Source organism: Ponticaulis sp. (assembly GCF_029210165.1).
Lineage (GTDB): Bacteria > Pseudomonadota > Alphaproteobacteria > Caulobacterales > Hyphomonadaceae > Ponticaulis.
Genome location: NZ_JARGNT010000003.1, coordinates 23,952 through 42,244 on the forward strand (window position 1 = coordinate 23,952; position 18,293 = coordinate 42,244).

An 18,293-nucleotide genomic window follows, 5' to 3' on the forward strand; every position below is an offset into this window, starting at 1 on the left:
GCGGCTGAGACAGTTCTGTCTCACTTCTGAGACACAGTTTCATTGGGAATTGCGTTAGCCGTTCAGCAGGCCGAGCTTCTTGGCGCGGCGATAGAACGTGGCGCGGCTAACGCCGAGAAGACGGGCTGCCTCGCTCATATTGCCCTTGGCACGCGCGATGGCGCGATTGATTTCACGGCGCTCGGCATTGTCGAGGCCAATACCGCGCACTTCCTGTTCACCAAGCAGATCAGCTGTCGGCTTAGGCGTGAAGGCTTCCCTGGTCGGCAGGCCGTACAGCTTGCGCGCAGCACGGGTTGCACCAATCACAAGGTCATCGCTGTTCACCGCTAGCAGCACCGGCGTGCGACGGTTATCGCTATTGCCTTTCAGGATGCGCATACCGGAATAGACGTCGCAGAAATTATCTGCCTCGATCTGACCCGCTGCATCATTCACGGCCTGAGAGATGAGCGTGGACATCGCGCCGTTAAGGTCAGACCGGCAGGCAGAAATATCGATCACCGCTGCCAGATTGCCCTCAACGTCGAAAATCGGCGCGCCCATACAGTGAAGCGGCGTATTGCTGGCGATGAAGTGTTGGTCCTGATGGATAGAAACCGCCCTGCCCTCGGCAATGCAGGTTCCAATACCGTTCGTGCCTTGTGCGCCCTCAGACCAGTCTGCGCCACGACCGAGGCCAACTTTTTCAAAATGATCGCGATCATTCGATGTGCTGTGGCTTTCGAGAATCACGCCGTCTTTGTCACATAGGAAGACCGCGCAACCTGCCAGCGAGACCATGCCAAGAAGGCGTTCAACAGTCGGCTGGGAGACATGAAGCATGCGGGACATGCGATCGCGGCGCTCAGACAGGTCGCTCTCGCTCCAGCGTTGCACGCTGGGAGACAAATCAGGCGCAAGCCCGTGCACATTCACCGAGCGCGCCCATGATGCCACCACCATGGACTTGGCTGCCGCTGCTCCCGACTCAATCGTCGTCAGAATACGTTCGGCATGCGGTAATGTTTTATCGTTCTCAATCCGGGCCATGCCAGAGGTTATCCTCATCAGGAATAATTGTCATCCTGATCGCACATAACGCGCTCACATTTGCTCCATAGCCGCAATTAAAAAATAAAAAAAGCCCCGGAGATCGTGAAGACCTCCGGGGCATAAGGGTGCATTTAGTGAGTGCAGTGCTCAAGTGATTTGCTTGTGATTACAAGCCCTTCACGATGTCTTCGACCATCTTTTTAGCGTCTGCGAGCAGCATCATTGTGTTGTCCTTGAAGAACAGCTCGTTTTCGATGCCCGCATAGCCGGAGCCAAGCGAACGCTTGATGAAGAGGACCGTGCCTGCATTTTCAACGTCCAGAATCGGCATGCCAAAAATCGGAGATGTCGGGTCTGTTTTCGCCGCAGGGTTGGTGACGTCGTTCGCGCCAATGACGAAGGCTACGTCTGCCTGGGAGAATTCAGAGTTGATATCTTCAAGCTCGAACACTTCGTCATATGGCACGTTCGCTTCAGCGAGCAGCACGTTCATGTGACCCGGCATACGGCCGGCCACCGGGTGGATCGCGTAAGCGACATCGACGCCTTCTTCTTTCAGCTTCTCAGCCATCTCTTTCAGAGCGTGCTGAGCCTGAGCAACCGCCATACCGTAACCTGGTACGATGATGACTTTACCCGCGTTCTTCATGATGAAGGCCGCGTCGTCAGCCGAACCCATTTTCACCGGACGGTCGACCTGTGGGCCGCTAGCACCAGCGCCGGAATCGTCTGCACCAAAGCCACCAAGGATGACCGAGATGAAGCTACGGTTCATGCCCTTACACATGATGTAAGAGAGGATCGCACCGGACGAACCAACCAGAGCACCCGTGATGATCAGCGCCGTGTTTGCCAGTGTGAAGCCGAGCGCGGCAGCCGCCCAACCGGAGTATGAGTTCAGCATGGACACAACAACAGGCATGTCCGCGCCACCGATAGGAATGATCAACGTGATGCCGAGCAGAAGCGCGAGGCCCGTAATCGCCCAGAACATCCATGGCTGAGAACCACCTGTCTGAACCATCATCACAACCAGCGCGACGATTGCGACACCGATCAGGATGTTCAGAACATGGCGCATTGGCAGAAGTATCGGCGCACCTGACATGTTGCCGTTCAGCTTGGCAAACGCGATAACGGAACCAGTGAAGGTGATCGCACCAATCGCAGAACCCAGCGATAGCTCGATCAGAGAGGCTGTGTGGAGATTGCCGATAGAGCCGTCAGCGTTGAGCTCTGCAATGCCGAAATTGATCGGTGCATAGAGCGCAGCCGCCGCCACAAGCACAGCCGCCAAACCTACCAGAGAGTGGAAGGCCGCAACGAGCTGAGGCATAGCCGTCATCGGAATTTTCTTGGCGATGATCGCACCGACAATACCACCGACAGCGATACCACCGAGGATCAGGCCGAGCGTGACGACATCAAGCGCACCGCCGGTCGCCAGCACAGCCAGCGTTGTGCCGACAGCGATCGCCATACCGATCATGCCGTAATAGTTACCCTGACGAGACGTGGCAGGGCTCGAAAGTCCGCGAAGGGACATGATGAAGAGTATCCCGGATACGAGATACAGAAGCGCAGCAATATTCGCGTTCATGAGACTCTAGCGCTCCTTCTTCTTGTACATAGCCAGCATGCGCTGGGTTACGAGGAAGCCGCCAAAAATGTTGACGGCTGCGAGGCCGGCCGCGACTGCGCCCATGCCTTTTGATATCCAGAGATCGCCTGTGAGTTCCATGCCCGCACCAGCCGCCGCAGCGATGAGTGCACCAACGATGATCACAGAAGAAATCGCGTTGGTCACAGCCATCAGAGGCGTGTGAAGCGCCGGTGTAACGGACCAGACAACGTAATAGCCCACGAAGATCGCAAGCACGAAAATAGCGAAACGGAAGATGATCGGGTCAACGCCCTCACCTGCTCCGCCGGCTGCGAAAGCCGGAAGGGCCACAAGGCCCGAAAGGAAAAGCGCAGTCAGCGCACGAACGAAGGTCATGTGATCAACCCTCCTTGAGTGTTGCATGGACGGTTTCTCCGTCGCGGGTCAGTGTCATGGCCGCAACGATTTCATCGTCGAATTTAGGAGCAAATTCGCCGTTCTCACCAGTGATGAGCGGCAGGAATGAAACGAGGTTTTTCGCCAGAAGCGAAGACGAGTCCGCTGCGAGACGGGCTGGCAGGTTAGAGAAACCTGCAACCTTAACGCCGTTCACATTGACGACTTCGTCAGGCTTGGAGAGCGGGCAGTTGCCGCCCATCGCCACAGCCATATCGACGATGACAGCGCCCGGTTTCATGTTCGCGACCATCTCTTCAGAGATGAGCGTTGGCGCCGGACGGCCAGGAATCAAAGCTGTCGTGATGACAATGTCCTGCTTGGCGATGTGACTTGCCGTGAGTTCAGCTTGCTTCTTCTGATACTCTTCAGACATCTGCTTGGCGTAACCGCCTGCAGTTTCCGCGGCTTTGAACTCTTCGTCTTCAACCGCGATGAATTTACCGCCGAGAGACGCGACCTGCTCTTTTGCAGCAGGACGTACGTCAGTCGCAGTAACAATCGCACCGAGACGACGCGCTGTCGCGATAGCCTGAAGGCCTGCCACACCAGCGCCCATCACAAAGACTTTAGCTGGCGCAACTGTGCCCGCCGCAGTCATCATCATTGGCATGGCGCGGCCATAGAGAGCAGCGCCCTCAATCACGGCACGATAGCCCGCAAGGTTGGACTGGGATGACAGCGCATCCATAGACTGCGCGCGTGTGATACGCGGCGTGTATTCCATGGACAGAGCCATGAGTTTACGCGCATTGAAGTCGCCGAGGCTGTCTTTGATGGAGTGCGGCTCCAGAAGGCCAATAACGCCCGCGCCTTCTTTCACCTGAGAGAGAACCTCTGCAGGTGGACGGCGCACGCCCATGACCAGATCAGCATTGCCCAGTTCCTTATTGGAAATCTGCGCACCAGCTTCTTCGTAGGCCGCATCAGGAAAACCCGCAACGAGGCCTGCACCCGGCTCAACGATGAGTGTGTGACCGGCTCCCGTTAGCTTCTTGACCGTTTCGGGAACGGCTGCAACGCGACTCTCTTCAGAGCTGCGTTCTTTTAGAACAACAATTTTCATAATACCCACTTCGAGATTATTTTTGCCTGAAAAGACAACAGATCGGTTGTGCGACGCAAGAAAATTTTTCTAAAGGCAGTATTTACTGCCGAACAGACTTGGCTATAGCGCCCCTACTCGAAGTTTGTTTTTCTTTGTTTTTTAATAAGTTTTTCGCAATGCCGCAAATATCTCGCACGTGCAGCATGAGCCCAAAATGTCACACTTCAAGTGCGTGGTTGGGCTAGTCCTTCTCACCAATATGAGATCCAAGGTTTCTTTGTACGCGTCCTTCTTCGCCGACTTCGAATCCTTCGACAAAGCGCGCCAGATATTCAGAAATCGCATCGCGGACCACATATGGCCGCTCCATTGGAACGAAGTGAGTCGTGCCAGACGGCTCCAGCACGACAGTATATGGCTGTGCGCGCATAAAGCGTTGCAGGGACGGTTTTGGCATTGTCGAGGCACGCTCAGCACGAATCAGCACGATAGGCGCTTTAATCGCCCCTACAGCTGCCCAAGGGCGATACCGGTGCGCGCCAAAATTGGCTGCTTCCCATTCCGGCGAGCAGGATAGCTCCCAATGCTCGCCCTCTTCCGAAGGCTTCAAGCCGTCAGTGATATAGTCTTCCAGAAACGGTTCGCGCCAGGATTTGAAAGCGCCGCGTCCTGTCAGGCTTTCAATAGCCGCGTCCGGACTTTCAAAATTGTTCCGGCGACGGGCTGCCTGTTTTGCCATCGGGTATCCGCGCTTGGACATGGATGGGACCAGCGGCAAATGCATATACCGGTAGAATGAGGGCGCCATCAGAACCGGATCGACCAGTACTAGACCGGTCACAAGGTCAGGGCGTTTTCCGGCAACCAGAATAGCGGTGGTCGCGCCCATTGAATGCCCGACGAGAACTGTCCCCTCCGGCGCGAGCTTTTCGAGCGCAGCGATGGCATCGTCGCGATAAACATCCCAGCCGATTTGCTTACGGGGATTGGCTTCCACGGTTGAGCGACCATGACCGCGCATGTCCAGCGCGGCCACATGTGCACGCAGACCAAGCGGCGCCAGAATGGACTGGTAGGTCATGGCATTGAAGCCATTGGCATGCAGAAGCAGGCAATCTACGGAGCGAATTGGGTCTCCGAAGGCGATGCCCGCAAGGCGACCATCCTCCAGCTCCACATGAAACCGACGCATATTTACCTAACCCCCGAAGACCCGCCTTAGCAGGTCGGTAGACCGTTTGACCGGATTGCTCCGTATCTCTTGCTCTTCCTTGGCAAGATAAAAGAACAATCCGTCAAGTCCTCGCTCTACGGCATGGTCAATTAACTGGTCGCGGAGATCGCCACTGAGACTCTGTAAGCCATAACGACCCGCAACTGAGTCTACCATAGTCAGCGCGCCTGAATCTTCGAGCGCCGAACGCATATACGGCTCAACCAGCACCATCAGGTCTGCCTCGGTGCGTCCGCGCAGATAGTTTGTTGCGGCGGTATCGCCGCCGTTCAAAATCTCGAGAGCGTCGCCCATTGTGATAGAGCTGACCGCATCGACCACAAGATCGGCCGCATATGGCGCTGCGTCCTCTGCCGCGTGGTTCATGCGCTCCTGCAAATCATCCAGCGGGCCAGACAGTCCGAGCCTTGAAAGCTGGGATTGAAGCTCGCCCAGTCGCCCCGGCAGCGGAATACGGATGTCTCCATCACCGAAATAGCCGTTATACTGCGAAAGCTGCTGGCCTACCGCCTGCGCGCCAATCGTCAGCGCCTGACGCAATCCGGCATCTGCGTCCGACGCACTGATATTGAAATTGCTTGTCTGGCTAGTCGTTTCTTCTTCGGTCTCATTGCCCAACACCCCGCGCAAAAAGTCCCCGAAGGACTGCGCAGACGCGGCTGGCGCTGTCAGAACGAACAGGCTTAAAATGACGGCTTTTCTCATGATCTTTCTCCCGCAACCTGTTTCCAACAGATGTGAAACCCTGTGAATCGTCAATCAGCATATACAGCTGATGCGTTTACGGCAGATACATGCTTAGCTAGGCAGGATGCAGTTTCTGTCACTCTATGCCATGAACTCTCCACATTCCCTGCCAAAACTCGGAATGTGACACGTACCAACTCTGAGTAAGTAGAATGACCTTCCCGACGCCGAAGAAATCTGAAGACGCAGCTAAACCTGCAATACAGACCGTCGCGCCGGCGCCTCACATGGATGCGCTGCTGCGCATTCTGGAAGAAACAGACAAAGCGCTCGAGCCGATGATGGCCAGCGGTCTGGACGGGCGAACCGCCTCGATCCTGCGTGAGATCGAGAAATCTGGCGCCATCGCGCTGCAGGTCGAAGGCGATGAACTATGGGTTGACGTAATTGACCGCGACAAGGCTGTCGACATCATCGACAAACTGCTGGACGCCCTGAAAAAATAGGCCGTCTTTCCTGTCAGATTGGCGGCTGGTCGTCCGGCACCTCATCCCAATCCAGCACATCCTTGGTTTCAGACTTATCCGCGCGTTCCTGGAACAGCGTGTAGATCGCAATCAGCACCCAACCGATGTGAAAGACAGCGCCACAAGCGAGCGCGATATGACCGTCGATAGGACCGATCGCAGCGCGTTCAATGAGCTGCTCATAGGATTCGAGATCGGTCGGATGGATTTCCAGTTTTCCGAAATACGCCATCAGCTGGATGATGAAGATGAAAGAATAGTTCCGGCGCAGGCGCTTACCGACGGCTCTCAGATATGAGGTTCTGAAACGCGGGCGAATATAATCCTCAGATAGCGGATTGCCTTTATCCTGCGGGATGGTCGCTTCCTGACCCCGAAGGATTGGCACGTAAAAACCGATTTCCAGAATACGGGCCCGAAAGCGGAACACATCGAAATACCGGTATCGGCGCGCTTCCAGATGCAGGAACATCGCAACCAGCAACCCGACGAGCACAAGCGGCAAAGCGGAAGCGTCCGCACTGGAAAACGTCAGCGACAAGGCAATACCTGTCGTCACAACGGCCCAGTTGGTCGTCATATCGAGACGCTGGCGCCAGATCGTCGATCGGTAAGCTTCCGCACGGTAAAGGTGAGCGATCGCTCCAATTTCCTTGGAGCCCTGAACGGGTTCGGTGGCAGAAGTGTTTGAAGTCATGACTCAGTTATAGCACCGATTGGTTAGGAAAGTCTGGCCCCTACAAGCCGTAATACCCGCCGAATTCGCGCTTCTCTCTTGGACAGACGCACCACATCGCGCTAGGTTCAGAGTAATGGGAGAAAGCGCACAATGTTTCTGAAGTTCTTCACCGAATTGCGGGACGCCAAAGTTCCGGTCACGCTCAAAGAATATCTGGCCCTTATGGATGCCATGGATAAGGGCGTTATCGATATGGAAGTCGAGCAGTTCTACTACCTGTCGCGCACAGCGCTGGTGAAGGATGAGCGCAATATCGACAAGTTCGATAAAGTCTTCGGAGAAACCTTCAAAGGCATCGAATCCATGGGCGATGCCGTGGATGTGCAGGACCTGCCGGAAGAATGGCTGCGTAAACTGTCTGAGAAGTTCCTGACGCCGGAAGAGATGGAGAAAATCGAATCTCTCGGCGGTTGGGAAAAGCTCATGGATACGCTGAAAGAGCGTCTGGAAGAGCAGAAGAAACGCCATGAAGGCGGCAATAAATGGATCGGTACAGGTGGCACCTCTCCATTTGGCGCGAATGGCTATAACCCTGAAGGTGTGCGCATCGGGCAGAACAAATCCCGCCACCGCAAAGCCGTAAAAGTCTGGGACAAGCGCGAATACAAAAACCTCGACGATTCGGTCGAGATCGGTACGCGCAACATCAAGATCGCGATGCGTCGCCTACGTAAGTGGGCTCGCACGGGTGCGCCGGACGAACTCGATCTCGACAACACAATCCGCGCAACGGCCAAGCAAGGTTATCTGGACCTCGTCATGCGTCCGGAGCGCCGCAACTCTGTGAACCTGCTTCTATTCCTCGATGTTGGCGGTTCGATGGATCCGCACATCCGAGTGTGTGAAGAGCTGTTCTCCGCAGCGCGGTCAGAGTTCAAGAACCTCGAATATTATTATTTCCACAACTGCATTTACGAGGGGCTGTGGAAGGACAACCGTCGCCGTCACAACAACAAAATCCCGACTTGGGATGTGCTCCACAAATTCTCATCCGATTACAAAGTGATGATTGTGGGCGACGCAACCATGAGCCCGTACGAGATCACTTATCCGGGTGGCTCCGTCGAGCATTGGAACGAAGAAGCTGGCGGCGTCTGGCTACAGCGTCTCGTTCAGCAATTCCCGGACCTTGTCTGGCTGAACCCGTCTCCGGAAGGCTCCTGGCAGTATACTGCATCCGTAAAGCTGATCGGCGAACTCATCGGACAGCACCGCATGTTCCAGATGACACTTGCTGGTCTCGAAGACGCTATGAAAGAGCTGTCCCGATAATTTAGGTCTAGGCGCTTACAAGCCGTAAGCGTCTTTCACGACGTTCAGAAAGCCCCGCTGCCCTGCCGCACGGGTAATCGTCGCGTGACCTGTAAAGTGGTCAAGCTCGTGGATCGTAACGTTCGGATGGCTGGCAAACCCCTGCGCGTGGCGGGCATCCTCGTTATTGCCTGTGGGTACATATGCAGTGACAGGACGATCACCCATTTCTTCCATGGCATCCGGCATCCGAAGCCGGCTCAGATCGCATGATTTATTGATGCGGCGAATTACGACACGCGCGCGCTTATCCTGAAAACGGTCAAGAAGTTCTGCGGCATCCACTGAATAGACGGGCGAGAAGAGCAAAGACGCTTGAGCGCCGATCTTCGCTCCGTAAATCCCGGCCAGATAGCCACCTGCGGAATTCCCCATGGTGAAGACAGGCTTGTTCTCACCATACTGCGCAATGAGTGACTTGAAGCCGTCAATTGTCTCGTCGAAGTCGTTTCCGAGAGATTTGATGCCGTTACAGCCAATCATGCGCTGGAAGTCGCGGCAGTAAATAGCCGTCAGTCCTAATTCAGCGAGAAAAACGTCAATCAGGTTGATGGGTACGATCAGCGCATCCGCCAAGCCGGTGAAGATAAAGACAATACCATTAGGCCGCTCCGGCCCGGAGATGATCACTTCCTCCTCCAGAGCCGGATGACTTAGCCTCGGCCTACCTGAATCCAGCAACGGCAGCGCTTGTCGCACGAAGGACTTCAGATCTTCGTTGTCCGTGTAGTCGATAGCATCATGCCACCGGTCCTCGTTCACGGCTTTCTGGAACGCCGCCATGGGCGAGATTTTTTCGTTGTCGATCTGCTTGAGACTGATACCGGCAGAAGACGCAAAATCGAGCGCAGCCATAAATAACGGCAAAGGCTCTGATCGCAGGAGATCGATATTGTCTTTTAAGAGCGCGACCGCATCAGGAACTCTCCCCGAGTACTGACGATACCAGACGAGCAGCCAGATGAGCTCGGCACATGCCGTGCCGTCGGTGACGTAATCGAGCGCAAGTGTCTCGAACACATCCCAATCTATCTCCTCACGCTTGAACCGCTCCAGGAACGGCTTTGAAAGCCGGTTTTCAGGCGCAATTTTTCTCGCCTCCAGGAACGCATTTATCGCAAGGCTGGATTGGCCTTCCAGCATACGCGCATAAAAGAGCGCTTCATACAGAAACGCGCAGTCCTGATACAGCCGCGCAACCAAAGGCAGTAATTCGGCAAGCAGAGAGGGCGGGACATTCAGAATAGCCTGCGCGCCTTCGTGACGGCTCGTCTCACATGCATGATACCGCGAGAACGCCTCTGAAAGCGCCTTCAGCGCGATCGGCTTTTCGCCTGTCTGCCATGCCAGTGTGGATACTCTTATCCAGTACCAGTGTTTCAAGTCAGCCTGATCGCAAAGAAAGCCCTTGCGAATGAGCGCTGTAAACTCAGCAGCATCATCCTGCATTGTCCGGGCCAGCTGGATTTCCCGATCCGCGACAGTCACCGCGTCACCACTCAGACGCTTGGCTCGACGCAGGCTGTCCAGCGCATCGCCAAAGCGTTCGAGGTTTTCGAGAACTTCACAACACACGAGCCAGAGATACGGATTATTCTGATCGCATTGCAGCAATCTCTGGCATTGCTCCAATGCCGGAATGAGCTCCCCGTCCCGAATCTTGCCGCGGAGCGATTTCATCTCACTCTGATCAGTACGTCCCATCATCCCACCGATATATTTCAGGTGAACCTATAATGAGTCAGATTGAGTTGCACCCATCCTTTTTTCTTTTAACGATAAAATTTCAGCATGGCGGACACTCGTGAACACCTGTGCCAGAACGTCTATCGACTTCCAATTTGAAACGTCCTATTGCCAACATAACGGGATATGAACGCGTTGAGGGACAATACAATTGAGCGGCAAGCACGGCAAAAACGCCTTCCTCTTCGTAATAGTCTGCGTCGCGCTGGATATGCTGGCGTTCGGCTTGTTCATTCCGGTCATGCCCGCCTATCTGGAAGAAATCACGGGCAAACCGGGTGAAGATACGGTTCTGGTCGGCGGCCTTCTGATGGCGACCTTCGGCGTGGTGAATTTCCTGTCCATGCCTATCATTGGCAATCTGTCAGACAAATTCGGCAGACGCCCGGTTCTGATTATTTCGATAGCCGGCCTCTGCATCGACTTCATCATTATGGGCTTTGCGCACTCCTTGCTGGTTCTATTCATCGGGCGCGCACTGGCTGGCCTCACGAGCGCAACCTATTCCACGGCGAGCTCTTATATCGCAGACGTCACCGAACCTGAGGAGCGCGGCAAAGCCTTCGGCATGATTGGCGCAGCCTTCGGTATCGGCTTCGTCCTTGGACCAATCATTGGCGGCGTTCTGGGCGACATCGACACACGCCTGCCATTCTTCGTGGCCGCTGGCATAGCCGCATGCAATTTCCTTTACGGTCTACTGGTGCTTCCAGAATCCCTTTTGAAAGAAAACCGTCGCCCGTTCGAGCTTCGGCGCGCCAACCCGTTCGGCGCTTTCAAGCACTTCTCCAAGCTTCCACAAGTCAGCTGGTTCATTGTAGGCGTAGGCATTTTCGGCCTCTCTCATTCTGTCTTTTCCTCGACCTGGAGTTATCACGGTGAAATCCGGTATGAGTGGACGCCGAATGAGATTGGCCTCTCACTTGCGCTTGTAGGTATAGGCTCGGCATTCGTTCAGGGCTTTCTGACAGGGCGCCTGACTAAAAGCATAGGTCCAGTCCGGACCGCGCTGTTTGGCCTCGCCGTTACAACATTCAGCATGTTCCTGTTCGCAAGCGCCGTTTACGGATGGATGGCCTATGCCTTCCTCGCCGTTTCAGCCTTTGGCGGTGTAGCTGGTCCTGCAACCCAACAATTGATGACGGGTGTCACGCCAAAGAATGCGCAAGGCGAACTACAGGGCGCACTGGCGAGCGTACAGGCGCTGAGCACGACCATTATCGGTCCGCTTATCATGTCTCAGACGCTGAGCTATTTCGCCAAGCCCGAAGCGATTATTCAGTTTAAAGGTGCTAACTTTGTCCTCGCGGGCATTCTGGCGGCCCTCGCCTTTATCCCGTTCATGAAAGGTGTGCGCGCAAATAAAGGCGTCGTCCGCTCTATCGATGAAGAGGTGAAGCATGGCGACACACCCAAATCAGCCGAAGAGGTTGCCGAACTCGCTGAAGCCAACACTGCTGCCGAAGCTGAAGGCAGCGACACGGAAAGCGCCAGCAGCCAGACAAATTGATTTGTCTTTCAACCTGCAAAGCTCATAGATCGATTCATGGACCGCATTCGCCCTGCCCTCTTTCTAGACCGTGACGGCGTGCTGAACGTCGACAAGGGCTATGTCTCCCGCGTGGAAGACTTCGAATGGGTTGAAGGCGCCAGAGAATGCGTCAAAGCCTTCAACGACCGCGGCTGGTGGGTTTTCGTCGTCACGAACCAATCAGGCATTGCACGCGGCTATTACACCGAAGACGATATGCGAGCCCTGCACGACCATATGTCCGTAGAGCTTGCGAAAACCGGCGCGCATATCGACCGGTTTTACCATTGCCCCTTCCATGAAGCAGGCGAGATCAAGCGCTATCGCAAAGACAGTTTCGACCGCAAGCCCAAGCCCGGCATGCTCATGTCGGCGATGGCAGATTTCCCTATCGCGCGTGAGAAGAGCTTTCTGATAGGCGACAAACAGACAGACATAGAAGCAGCACACGCCGCGGGCGTGGGTGGCTTCTTCTTTACCGGCGGAAACGTGCACCAATTCGCTGAATGGGCGCTGGCCGACTTTGAAGACGGCGCCCGCTGATCAGTCCTTCGGCTTCATCCGCCACAGGATGAAGGACATGCCAAAGCCCATAATGCTCATCACGATCAAAGGCGGCCCGCCGCCGAAATATGCCCCGTAAATCAGGTTAGCGAGGGCAACGACGAACAGGATGAGCGCAGCCGCCTGTGCAGCGCTGCGAACGGGTTTGCGCTCAGGTATCTCGCTCATGATTTGAGACCTGCCATCCGGCGAACCTCTTTCCATTCGTCTTCGGTGACAGGCTGAACCGACAGACGTGAGTTCTTCACCAGAACCATATCCTCAAGCTTCGGATTAGCTTTGATATCCTTCATCGAGACAGGATTCGGCACGGGTTCTACAGCTTTGATGTCGACGCACTCCCAGCGGTCATCGTCCGTCGTAGAATCAGGGTGCGCCTCTGCACAGACCTCGACTATTCCAACAACTTCCAGCCCTTCACGCGAATGATAGAAAAAGCCCTTATCGCCGACCTTCATCTCACGCATGAAATTGCGCGCCTGATAGTTACGAACACCGCCCCATTCTTCACCTTCATCGCCTTTGGCAACCTGCTGGTCCCAGCTCCATGCGGACGGTTCGGATTTAAAAAGCCAGTATGCCATGGCACATCTCCTATCGTGCGATGAAGCTATGCCGAGGCTAGTAGCCAATCAATAGCGTGCTGATAGTGCGGCCAGCCTTTATAGGCGGCGACATCCTCTGCAGTAGATTGCCAGGCCTGCGCGAACCGCTTTTTCATCTCACCATCCGCCAGAATTGGTGGAAGTGGATCCACACAGATGCGAATACTGAACAGCACGGCGCCCGTCTCAGGCAATTTACGGATGGTCTGGCGTTCGACCCGCATGAACAAATCGCTCGCGGCGTCTTTCTCATTTAGTTCAGCCAGCGCACGCTTCATAGGCACCGACGACGGCGTAAACCGCTCTCCCCCGAGCTGAACTGTCCAGTTGAACCGCTCCAGAACCGATCCGGACTGCAGACCCGCAAATATCCGGTTGATACGCGATGAAAGCTCCGTCCCGCCCTGCGGCAGCAACGAATGCAGCCCCGACAGAGGCTTTCCGATATTCTCCTTGAGTGACCAGAATGTCGGCGCACAGAGGCTGGCGGCACCAAGCACAAACTGACCGTCGCGCGGCACCATCACACATAAATCATCGCTGACAGTTGAAGCCGCGCGTTCGATTGGCGTTACATCCTCATTCTCGAGCGGGGCTGATAATTGCGTATTCAGAACCAGTGCTGCGGCTTCTTCAGCTGCGTCGGTCGCCCAGTCTCCAGCTTGCGCGCACACCTGATCGCGCTGTGAGACCATCAATCGACGCTTATCCTCAAGCCATGCCTCCGCCTCGGTATCCGGAAAGAGCCACGCGCCTTCGTCAATCGGTCTGAGCTTGGGCGCCATCACAGCGGGCCCATCGAGAAACGGCAGATGAGGCGGCGTTCGAAGCATACCCATCAACTAACGACTGCCTGCCCCCAATACGCAAAACCCAGCACTTTCGGCGTACTCGGTAAGTACATCGTCTCGCCATCCGTGACAGTGAAGCCGTTACGTTCGAGCATGCGCGGCGGCACACGCGTCAGATGACAGCCACCGGCGAGCGTTTTCTGGATAGGCTCAAGGCGTCTCTGCCATTTCAGAATGCCTTCATCCGGCGCACCGCCATGTTCTGAATAGAGCAGCTTACCGCCGGGCTTCAGAACACGTCGCGCTTCGGCGAGCGCCGCATCGATTGGCGGAATGGTGCACATGGTGAAAGTGAAGACGACTGTATCAACGGAGTTGTCCTCCAGCGGCACTGCCTCGCCGCCCGCTTCCATGAATTCGATGTTCAGCCCATCGGCAGCATCCGCGCGCTTCTGAGCCTTTTTGATCATTTGCGCGTCCGGCTCCAGCGCGAAAACCTGAGAGACTTTAGAGCTATCATACAGGCCAAAATTCGTGCCACTTCCGCAGCCGACTTCCAGCACGCGACCTTCAGCATGAGGCACCACTTTTTCCCGCTGTTTCATGATCGGTTTTGTCGAGCAGGCGCAATCAATCAGCGGCGGCAGAATATAACGGCTGTAAAATCCCATAGTCGCTCTCCCTATTCTCCGCGCGTGGGCGACGCCCAAAGTCGCAGACCGTCTTCCGCGCTTTCATTCAAAGCACGGGCGATGAGGCCGCTTTGCGTGATGCGGATCTCATACCGCGCGCCATCGATCATCGGTACATACGTGCCGGACCCGTAATAGGCGTCGACCGTACTCTGCCATTTGCCATGTTCGTTGATGAGGTTGAACGCACTGACACCGGGATCGTTTTGCAGCGCATAGAGCGTGCGCTCGCCTGTCCGTTCGTCTTGAATGGAGGTATAGCGGCCGGACATACGGTCGAGCTTATAGATCGCATCATAGCCGATCACATTTGCCCACGGCGTCCATTTGATGATGCGCGCCTCAAACAGCACTTCATCGCCGCGGATCACATAGTCCGTCGGTGTCGTTTCACCGTCCAGCGTCACCTCGGCGCGAAAATGCTGATCGTCGACACGCTCCAGCTCGATATCAGCGACGTGGCGTTCCTGATTGAGACGGGAATAGGTTTGCAGATTAATGCCGACCATAGTGAGCAGTGCTGCCGCAGACAGCACAAGAATGCCGCCAATAAAGCGCATTCCACCGGACATGGCCTTGCGCTTACCCATGCGGGCGAAACCGGCCAGCGTGACCACAAGTCCAAAAAATCCGACTGCCGCCGGAATAATCCACCATATCATCTGGCAACCTTCCCCAGTCGCTACAGTCTGTCACTATAACAGCTGTTTCGACCGGGGACAGGGGCCCGCGCGAGGGCGGATCGCGCGAAATTAGAAGCGGTATTTCAGACCGGTACGGATGACAGCGAAGTCAAACTCGTCTTCAGACTGAACGCCGCCGCGGTCAACTGGTGTATCGAACTCGACATCGTTGGAGAGGCGGAATTCGGCAATTGTGGACCAGTGATCATCAAAGCTGATTTCCAGGCCACCACCGTAAACGAAGGCAGCTTCTTCGTCTGACAGGTCATCAACTGGCGGTGCAAACGTGTAAGACGCCTGACCGTCGAAATCGAACTGGGTAACACCTAGAAGACCATAGATTGCCAGACGGTCTGTTACGTTGTGACCGAATTTGAAGTCGATACCGTAAGAGGCATCAAGTTCGATATCGGTGATTTTCACGCTGTTGAACGTCTGTGTCTCAGCTTGCTCATCTGAGTAGAAAACTTCTACCGCGCCGTAGAAATCAGGTGAGAAGTCATACTGATAGCCACCGGCGATGAAGGCGCTGACGCCTGTGTCTGAATCGGTGACTGAGATGCTCGGGCCACCAACAGGTCCCTGGTTCGGGTCAGACGTGCCTGTGTTGCGGGAGTTGAACTGATCGACTGTTGTCGAGTTCACACCACCAAGCAAGTACCAGCCGGTTTCAGCGTGAGCGATAGAGGTTGAAGCGACGCCGCCCAGAAGAGCGAGCGAGAGCAGAATTTTGCGGTTGTCCATAAAGTGTCCTTTCCAAGAAGAAACGCGTTTGCGCCCTTCAGATAAAGGGAAAGAACCAGTCACAGACAAACCAAATAGGCGTTTGATTTAATTGACATTTACTCCCGCTTACGTGAGCTAAAATCACGTCTTGCGGAGGTGCCAGTCACAAAAGAGGGAGCCCACGCGTAGCTCCCTTTTTCGTGTTTGAATGAGTGCAAATTATCAGCTGTGTCGACGTGCAAACACGCCCGACTCACCATCCGCCGCGGGTTGGTAGAAATGGCTGTACTCTTTAGACGCCGCCGCAAATGCCTGAGCCGCATCTTCACGGCCAAGCTCGAAAGCATCAAAGCCAGACCGCAGCATGAAAAGAAGCTGGTCACGCAGCACGTCACCTACAGCGCGGATTTCACCCTTATAGCCGAGACGGCGGCGAAGAAGCTGTGCCTGACTATAGCCACGGCCATCGGCATAGCGCGGGAAGCTGATCTCAACCACTTCAAGCTGGTCGAGAAACGGCTCAAGCTTTAGCGGGCAATCATCCGGCATCAGGCGAACGATCACAGCATCTTTCGGATCAGCTGCAGCCATTTCGAGAAACGGCTCAAGCGTCAGAACTTCACCGTGCGGATTGGCGGTCACTTCGCCATTTTTAACCAGCGGCATAGAGTGCCTCCTTGAATGGGTCATGGCCGACACGCTCCAGCGCGTCGATGAAGCGTTCGTCTTTAGAGTTACGAACTTCGCGATATGCCTCGATCACACGCTCCAGCGCAGACGGTACGTCTTCGGCGCGAAGGCCCGGACCGGCGATCTGGCCGATAGCCGCTTTTTCGTCCGCGCGGCCACCAAAGGTGATCTGGTAGAATTCCTCGCCCTTACGGTCGACGCCGAGAATGCCGATATGGCCGACATGGTGGTGGCCACAGGCATTGATACAGCCTGAAATCTTGATCTTTAATTCGCCGATATCATCCTGACGCTCAAGGTCTGCAAATGTGTTCTGCAGGTCCTGAGCAACCGGAATGGAACGCGCGTTAGCAAGGTTACAATAGTCGAGACCCGGGCAGCAGATAATGTCTGAAATCAGCTCATAGTTAGCTGTCGCCAGACCTGCGCTATCGAGCTCCTGATAAAGGTCGAACAGGTCATCCAGCTTCACGTGAGGCAGAACCATATTCTGTTCGTGCGTGATACGGATTTCATCAAGGCTGTAACGTTCTGCAAGATCGGCCGTGACCTCCATCTGCGTATCCGTCACGTCGCCTGGAGGCGCACCGATTGGCTTACAGCTGATCGTCACTATGCCGTAGCCAGCCTGTGTGTGAGGGCGCACATTCACGCGCACCCAACGGGCAAAGGCTTCGTCTTTAGCTTTCGCCGCTTCCAGAACATCAGATGTGTCCGGCAGGTCTTCGAACGCTGGCGGCGCAAAATACTGCGTGATGCGATCGACTTCGGCCTGCGGCAGAACGATCTTCTCAGCGTCGCGCTGGGCTTCAAATTCTTCGTCCACCAGACGCGTGAACTCGTCTGCGCCTGTTTCGCTGACGAGGATTTTGATGCGCGCCTTGTACTTGTTATCGCGGCGGCCAAAGCGGTTGTAAACGCGCATAATGGCTTCCAGATAATCAAGCAGCTGATCTTTCGCGACGAACGGCTTGATCGTCACGCCAACATGAGGCGTACGCCCCTGCCCACCACCGACAATCACTTCAAAGCCAGTTTCACCCGCATAATTGCGGCGCATGTGAAGGCCAATGTCGTGAACACGGATGGCAGCGCGGTCGTTTTCAGCCGCAGTAACAGCGATCTTGAATTTACGCGGCAGGAAGGAGAATTCCGGGTGGAAGGTGGACCACTGACGGATGATCTCGCACCATGGGCGCGGGTCTTCAATCTCTTCGGCTGTCGCACCGGCAAACTGGTCTGACGTCGTATTACGGATGCAGTTACCGGACGTCTGAATGGCGTGCATTTCGACTTCCGCCAGCTCGTCCAGAACGTCCGGAATATCTTTCAGCGCAACCCAGTTGAACTGGATGTTCTGACGCGTCGTCCAGTGGCCATAGCCTTTGTCATACTTGCGCGCGATATGCGCAAACTTGCGCATCTGCTCGCCACGCAGCGTGCCGTAAGGAATAGCGATACGCAGCATATACGCGTGAAGCTGCAGATAAACGCCGTTCATCAGGCGCAACGGCTTGAACTGGTCTTCAGTGATATCGCCGCTTAGACGACGTTCGACCTGCCCGCGAAACTGCGCCGCACGCTCACGAACGATCTGAGCGTCAAATTCGTCATACCGATACATG

The 18,293-nt window shown here is 55.3% G+C and carries 20 protein-coding genes; 4 read left to right on the forward strand and 16 right to left on the reverse strand.

The genetic code is table 11. The features are described 5' to 3' along the window. Positions 1–54: 54 nt before the first annotated feature. The 6 genes from P1U45_RS14695 to P1U45_RS14720 form a co-directional block, all read right to left on the reverse strand. Positions 55–1,032 (reverse strand): GAF domain-containing protein, encoded by a 978-nt coding sequence (locus P1U45_RS14695; protein ID WP_301059753.1) that lies wholly within the window; start codon positions 1,030–1,032, stop codon positions 55–57. 169 nt (positions 1,033–1,201) lie between these two features. Beyond that, on the reverse strand, positions 1,202–2,635 hold the full coding sequence (locus tag P1U45_RS14700) for an NAD(P)(+) transhydrogenase (Re/Si-specific) subunit beta (RefSeq protein ID WP_301059754.1): 1,434 nt from the start codon (positions 2,633–2,635) through the stop codon (positions 1,202–1,204). Between the two features lie 6 nt (positions 2,636–2,641). Further along, on the reverse strand, positions 2,642–3,034 hold the full coding sequence (locus P1U45_RS14705; RefSeq protein ID WP_022696235.1) for a proton-translocating transhydrogenase family protein: 393 nt from the start codon (positions 3,032–3,034) through the stop codon (positions 2,642–2,644). Between the two features lie 4 nt (positions 3,035–3,038). After that, complete coding sequence (locus P1U45_RS14710; RefSeq protein ID WP_301059755.1) at positions 3,039–4,160, reverse strand: Re/Si-specific NAD(P)(+) transhydrogenase subunit alpha; 1,122 nt, start codon at positions 4,158–4,160, stop codon at positions 3,039–3,041. Between the two features lie 223 nt (positions 4,161–4,383). Beyond that, positions 4,384–5,334, reverse strand: coding sequence for an alpha/beta hydrolase (locus P1U45_RS14715; protein ID WP_293608617.1), 951 nt, complete (start codon positions 5,332–5,334; stop codon positions 4,384–4,386). 6 nt (positions 5,335–5,340) lie between these two features. Then, complete coding sequence (locus P1U45_RS14720) at positions 5,341–6,081, reverse strand: DUF4197 domain-containing protein (protein WP_301059756.1); 741 nt, start codon at positions 6,079–6,081, stop codon at positions 5,341–5,343. A gap of 194 nt (positions 6,082–6,275) precedes the next feature. Here P1U45_RS14720 and P1U45_RS14725 point away from each other — a divergent pair, with 194 nt between their 5' ends. Continuing rightward, complete coding sequence (locus tag P1U45_RS14725; protein WP_293608619.1) at positions 6,276–6,569, forward strand: hypothetical protein; 294 nt, start codon at positions 6,276–6,278, stop codon at positions 6,567–6,569. Positions 6,570–6,582: 13 nt separating this feature from the next. On the opposite strand, the gene P1U45_RS14730 is transcribed toward P1U45_RS14725, so the two are convergent. After that, positions 6,583–7,287 (reverse strand): DUF2270 domain-containing protein, encoded by a 705-nt coding sequence (locus P1U45_RS14730; RefSeq protein WP_293608620.1) that lies wholly within the window; start codon positions 7,285–7,287, stop codon positions 6,583–6,585. Positions 7,288–7,419: 132 nt separating this feature from the next. Between P1U45_RS14730 and P1U45_RS14735 the strand changes: the two genes are divergently transcribed. Beyond that, entirely contained in the window at positions 7,420–8,601 is a 1,182-nt protein-coding gene (locus tag P1U45_RS14735) for a VWA domain-containing protein (RefSeq protein WP_293608621.1), read from the forward strand. A 15-nt stretch (positions 8,602–8,616) separates the two neighbouring features. Here the strand turns inward: P1U45_RS14735 and P1U45_RS14740 are convergent, their stop codons facing one another. Next, positions 8,617–10,320, reverse strand: a complete 1,704-nt coding sequence (locus P1U45_RS14740) for a hypothetical protein (protein WP_301059757.1) — start codon at positions 10,318–10,320, stop codon at positions 8,617–8,619. A 217-nt stretch (positions 10,321–10,537) separates the two neighbouring features. Between P1U45_RS14740 and P1U45_RS14745 the strand changes: the two genes are divergently transcribed. Both P1U45_RS14745 and P1U45_RS14750 read left to right on the forward strand, forming a co-directional pair. Continuing rightward, a complete protein-coding gene (locus P1U45_RS14745; protein WP_301059758.1) occupies positions 10,538–11,896 on the forward strand; it encodes a TCR/Tet family MFS transporter in 1,359 nt (452 codons plus the stop codon). A 36-nt stretch (positions 11,897–11,932) separates the two neighbouring features. After that, positions 11,933–12,460 carry an HAD family hydrolase gene (locus P1U45_RS14750; RefSeq protein WP_301059759.1) on the forward strand — a complete coding sequence of 176 codons (528 nt, stop codon included), beginning with the start codon at positions 11,933–11,935 and terminating at the stop codon, positions 12,458–12,460. On the opposite strand, the gene P1U45_RS14755 is transcribed toward P1U45_RS14750, so the two are convergent. The 8 genes from P1U45_RS14755 to P1U45_RS14790 form a co-directional block, all read right to left on the reverse strand. After that, positions 12,461–12,649 (reverse strand): hypothetical protein, encoded by a 189-nt coding sequence (locus P1U45_RS14755; protein WP_301059760.1) that lies wholly within the window; start codon positions 12,647–12,649, stop codon positions 12,461–12,463. It lies immediately after the preceding gene. After that, positions 12,646–13,065, reverse strand: coding sequence for an EVE domain-containing protein (locus tag P1U45_RS14760; protein WP_301059761.1), 420 nt, complete (start codon positions 13,063–13,065; stop codon positions 12,646–12,648). Before P1U45_RS14760 ends, P1U45_RS14755 begins: the two co-directional genes overlap by 4 nt. 26 nt (positions 13,066–13,091) lie before the next feature. Then, the gene (locus P1U45_RS14765) at positions 13,092–13,925 is read right to left on the reverse strand and encodes a heme-dependent oxidative N-demethylase subunit alpha family protein (protein WP_301059762.1); all 834 of its coding nucleotides are present in this window, start codon (positions 13,923–13,925) and stop codon (positions 13,092–13,094) included. Then, a complete protein-coding gene (locus tag P1U45_RS14770; RefSeq protein ID WP_301059763.1) occupies positions 13,925–14,548 on the reverse strand; it encodes a class I SAM-dependent methyltransferase in 624 nt (207 codons plus the stop codon). The genes P1U45_RS14765 and P1U45_RS14770 overlap by 1 nt, the downstream gene beginning before the upstream one ends. An 11-nt stretch (positions 14,549–14,559) precedes the next feature. Continuing rightward, a complete protein-coding gene (locus P1U45_RS14775) occupies positions 14,560–15,231 on the reverse strand; it encodes a hypothetical protein (protein WP_301059764.1) in 672 nt (223 codons plus the stop codon). Positions 15,232–15,321: 90 nt separating this feature from the next. After that, positions 15,322–15,996 (reverse strand): outer membrane beta-barrel protein, encoded by a 675-nt coding sequence (locus tag P1U45_RS14780; RefSeq protein WP_301059765.1) that lies wholly within the window; start codon positions 15,994–15,996, stop codon positions 15,322–15,324. Positions 15,997–16,200: 204 nt separating this feature from the next. Continuing rightward, on the reverse strand, positions 16,201–16,644 hold the full coding sequence (locus P1U45_RS14785; protein ID WP_301059766.1) for a DUF934 domain-containing protein: 444 nt from the start codon (positions 16,642–16,644) through the stop codon (positions 16,201–16,203). Further along, positions 16,631–18,292: a nitrite/sulfite reductase gene (locus P1U45_RS14790; protein ID WP_301059767.1), complete on the reverse strand. Its 1,662-nt coding sequence runs from the start codon at positions 18,290–18,292 to the stop codon at positions 16,631–16,633. The genes P1U45_RS14785 and P1U45_RS14790 overlap by 14 nt, the downstream gene beginning before the upstream one ends. Position 18,293 lies beyond the last annotated feature (1 nt).

Coding starts and splice junctions, on each gene's coding strand:
- P1U45_RS14770 (WP_301059763.1), bottom strand. CDS start 14,548: ATGGGATTTTACAGCCGTTATATTCTGCCGCCGCTGATTGATTGCGCC.
- P1U45_RS14780 (WP_301059765.1), bottom strand. CDS start 15,996: ATGGACAACCGCAAAATTCTGCTCTCGCTCGCTCTTCTGGGCGGCGTC.
- P1U45_RS14765 (WP_301059762.1), bottom strand. CDS start 13,925: ATGGGTATGCTTCGAACGCCGCCTCATCTGCCGTTTCTCGATGGGCCC.
- P1U45_RS14715 (WP_293608617.1), bottom strand. CDS start 5,334: ATGCGTCGGTTTCATGTGGAGCTGGAGGATGGTCGCCTTGCGGGCATC.
- P1U45_RS14785 (WP_301059766.1), bottom strand. CDS start 16,644: ATGCCGCTGGTTAAAAATGGCGAAGTGACCGCCAATCCGCACGGTGAA.
- P1U45_RS14695 (WP_301059753.1), bottom strand. CDS start 1,032: ATGGCCCGGATTGAGAACGATAAAACATTACCGCATGCCGAACGTATT.
- P1U45_RS14705 (WP_022696235.1), bottom strand. CDS start 3,034: ATGACCTTCGTTCGTGCGCTGACTGCGCTTTTCCTTTCGGGCCTTGTG.
- P1U45_RS14725 (WP_293608619.1), top strand. CDS start 6,276: ATGACCTTCCCGACGCCGAAGAAATCTGAAGACGCAGCTAAACCTGCA.
- P1U45_RS14790 (WP_301059767.1), bottom strand. CDS start 18,292: ATGTATCGGTATGACGAATTTGACGCTCAGATCGTTCGTGAGCGTGCG.
- P1U45_RS14730 (WP_293608620.1), bottom strand. CDS start 7,287: ATGACTTCAAACACTTCTGCCACCGAACCCGTTCAGGGCTCCAAGGAA.
- P1U45_RS14760 (WP_301059761.1), bottom strand. CDS start 13,065: ATGGCATACTGGCTTTTTAAATCCGAACCGTCCGCATGGAGCTGGGAC.
- P1U45_RS14710 (WP_301059755.1), bottom strand. CDS start 4,160: ATGAAAATTGTTGTTCTAAAAGAACGCAGCTCTGAAGAGAGTCGCGTT.
- P1U45_RS14735 (WP_293608621.1), top strand. CDS start 7,420: ATGTTTCTGAAGTTCTTCACCGAATTGCGGGACGCCAAAGTTCCGGTC.
- P1U45_RS14775 (WP_301059764.1), bottom strand. CDS start 15,231: ATGATATGGTGGATTATTCCGGCGGCAGTCGGATTTTTTGGACTTGTG.
- P1U45_RS14740 (WP_301059757.1), bottom strand. CDS start 10,320: ATGAAATCGCTCCGCGGCAAGATTCGGGACGGGGAGCTCATTCCGGCA.
- P1U45_RS14700 (WP_301059754.1), bottom strand. CDS start 2,635: ATGAACGCGAATATTGCTGCGCTTCTGTATCTCGTATCCGGGATACTC.
- P1U45_RS14750 (WP_301059759.1), top strand. CDS start 11,933: ATGGACCGCATTCGCCCTGCCCTCTTTCTAGACCGTGACGGCGTGCTG.
- P1U45_RS14755 (WP_301059760.1), bottom strand. CDS start 12,649: ATGAGCGAGATACCTGAGCGCAAACCCGTTCGCAGCGCTGCACAGGCG.
- P1U45_RS14720 (WP_301059756.1), bottom strand. CDS start 6,081: ATGAGAAAAGCCGTCATTTTAAGCCTGTTCGTTCTGACAGCGCCAGCC.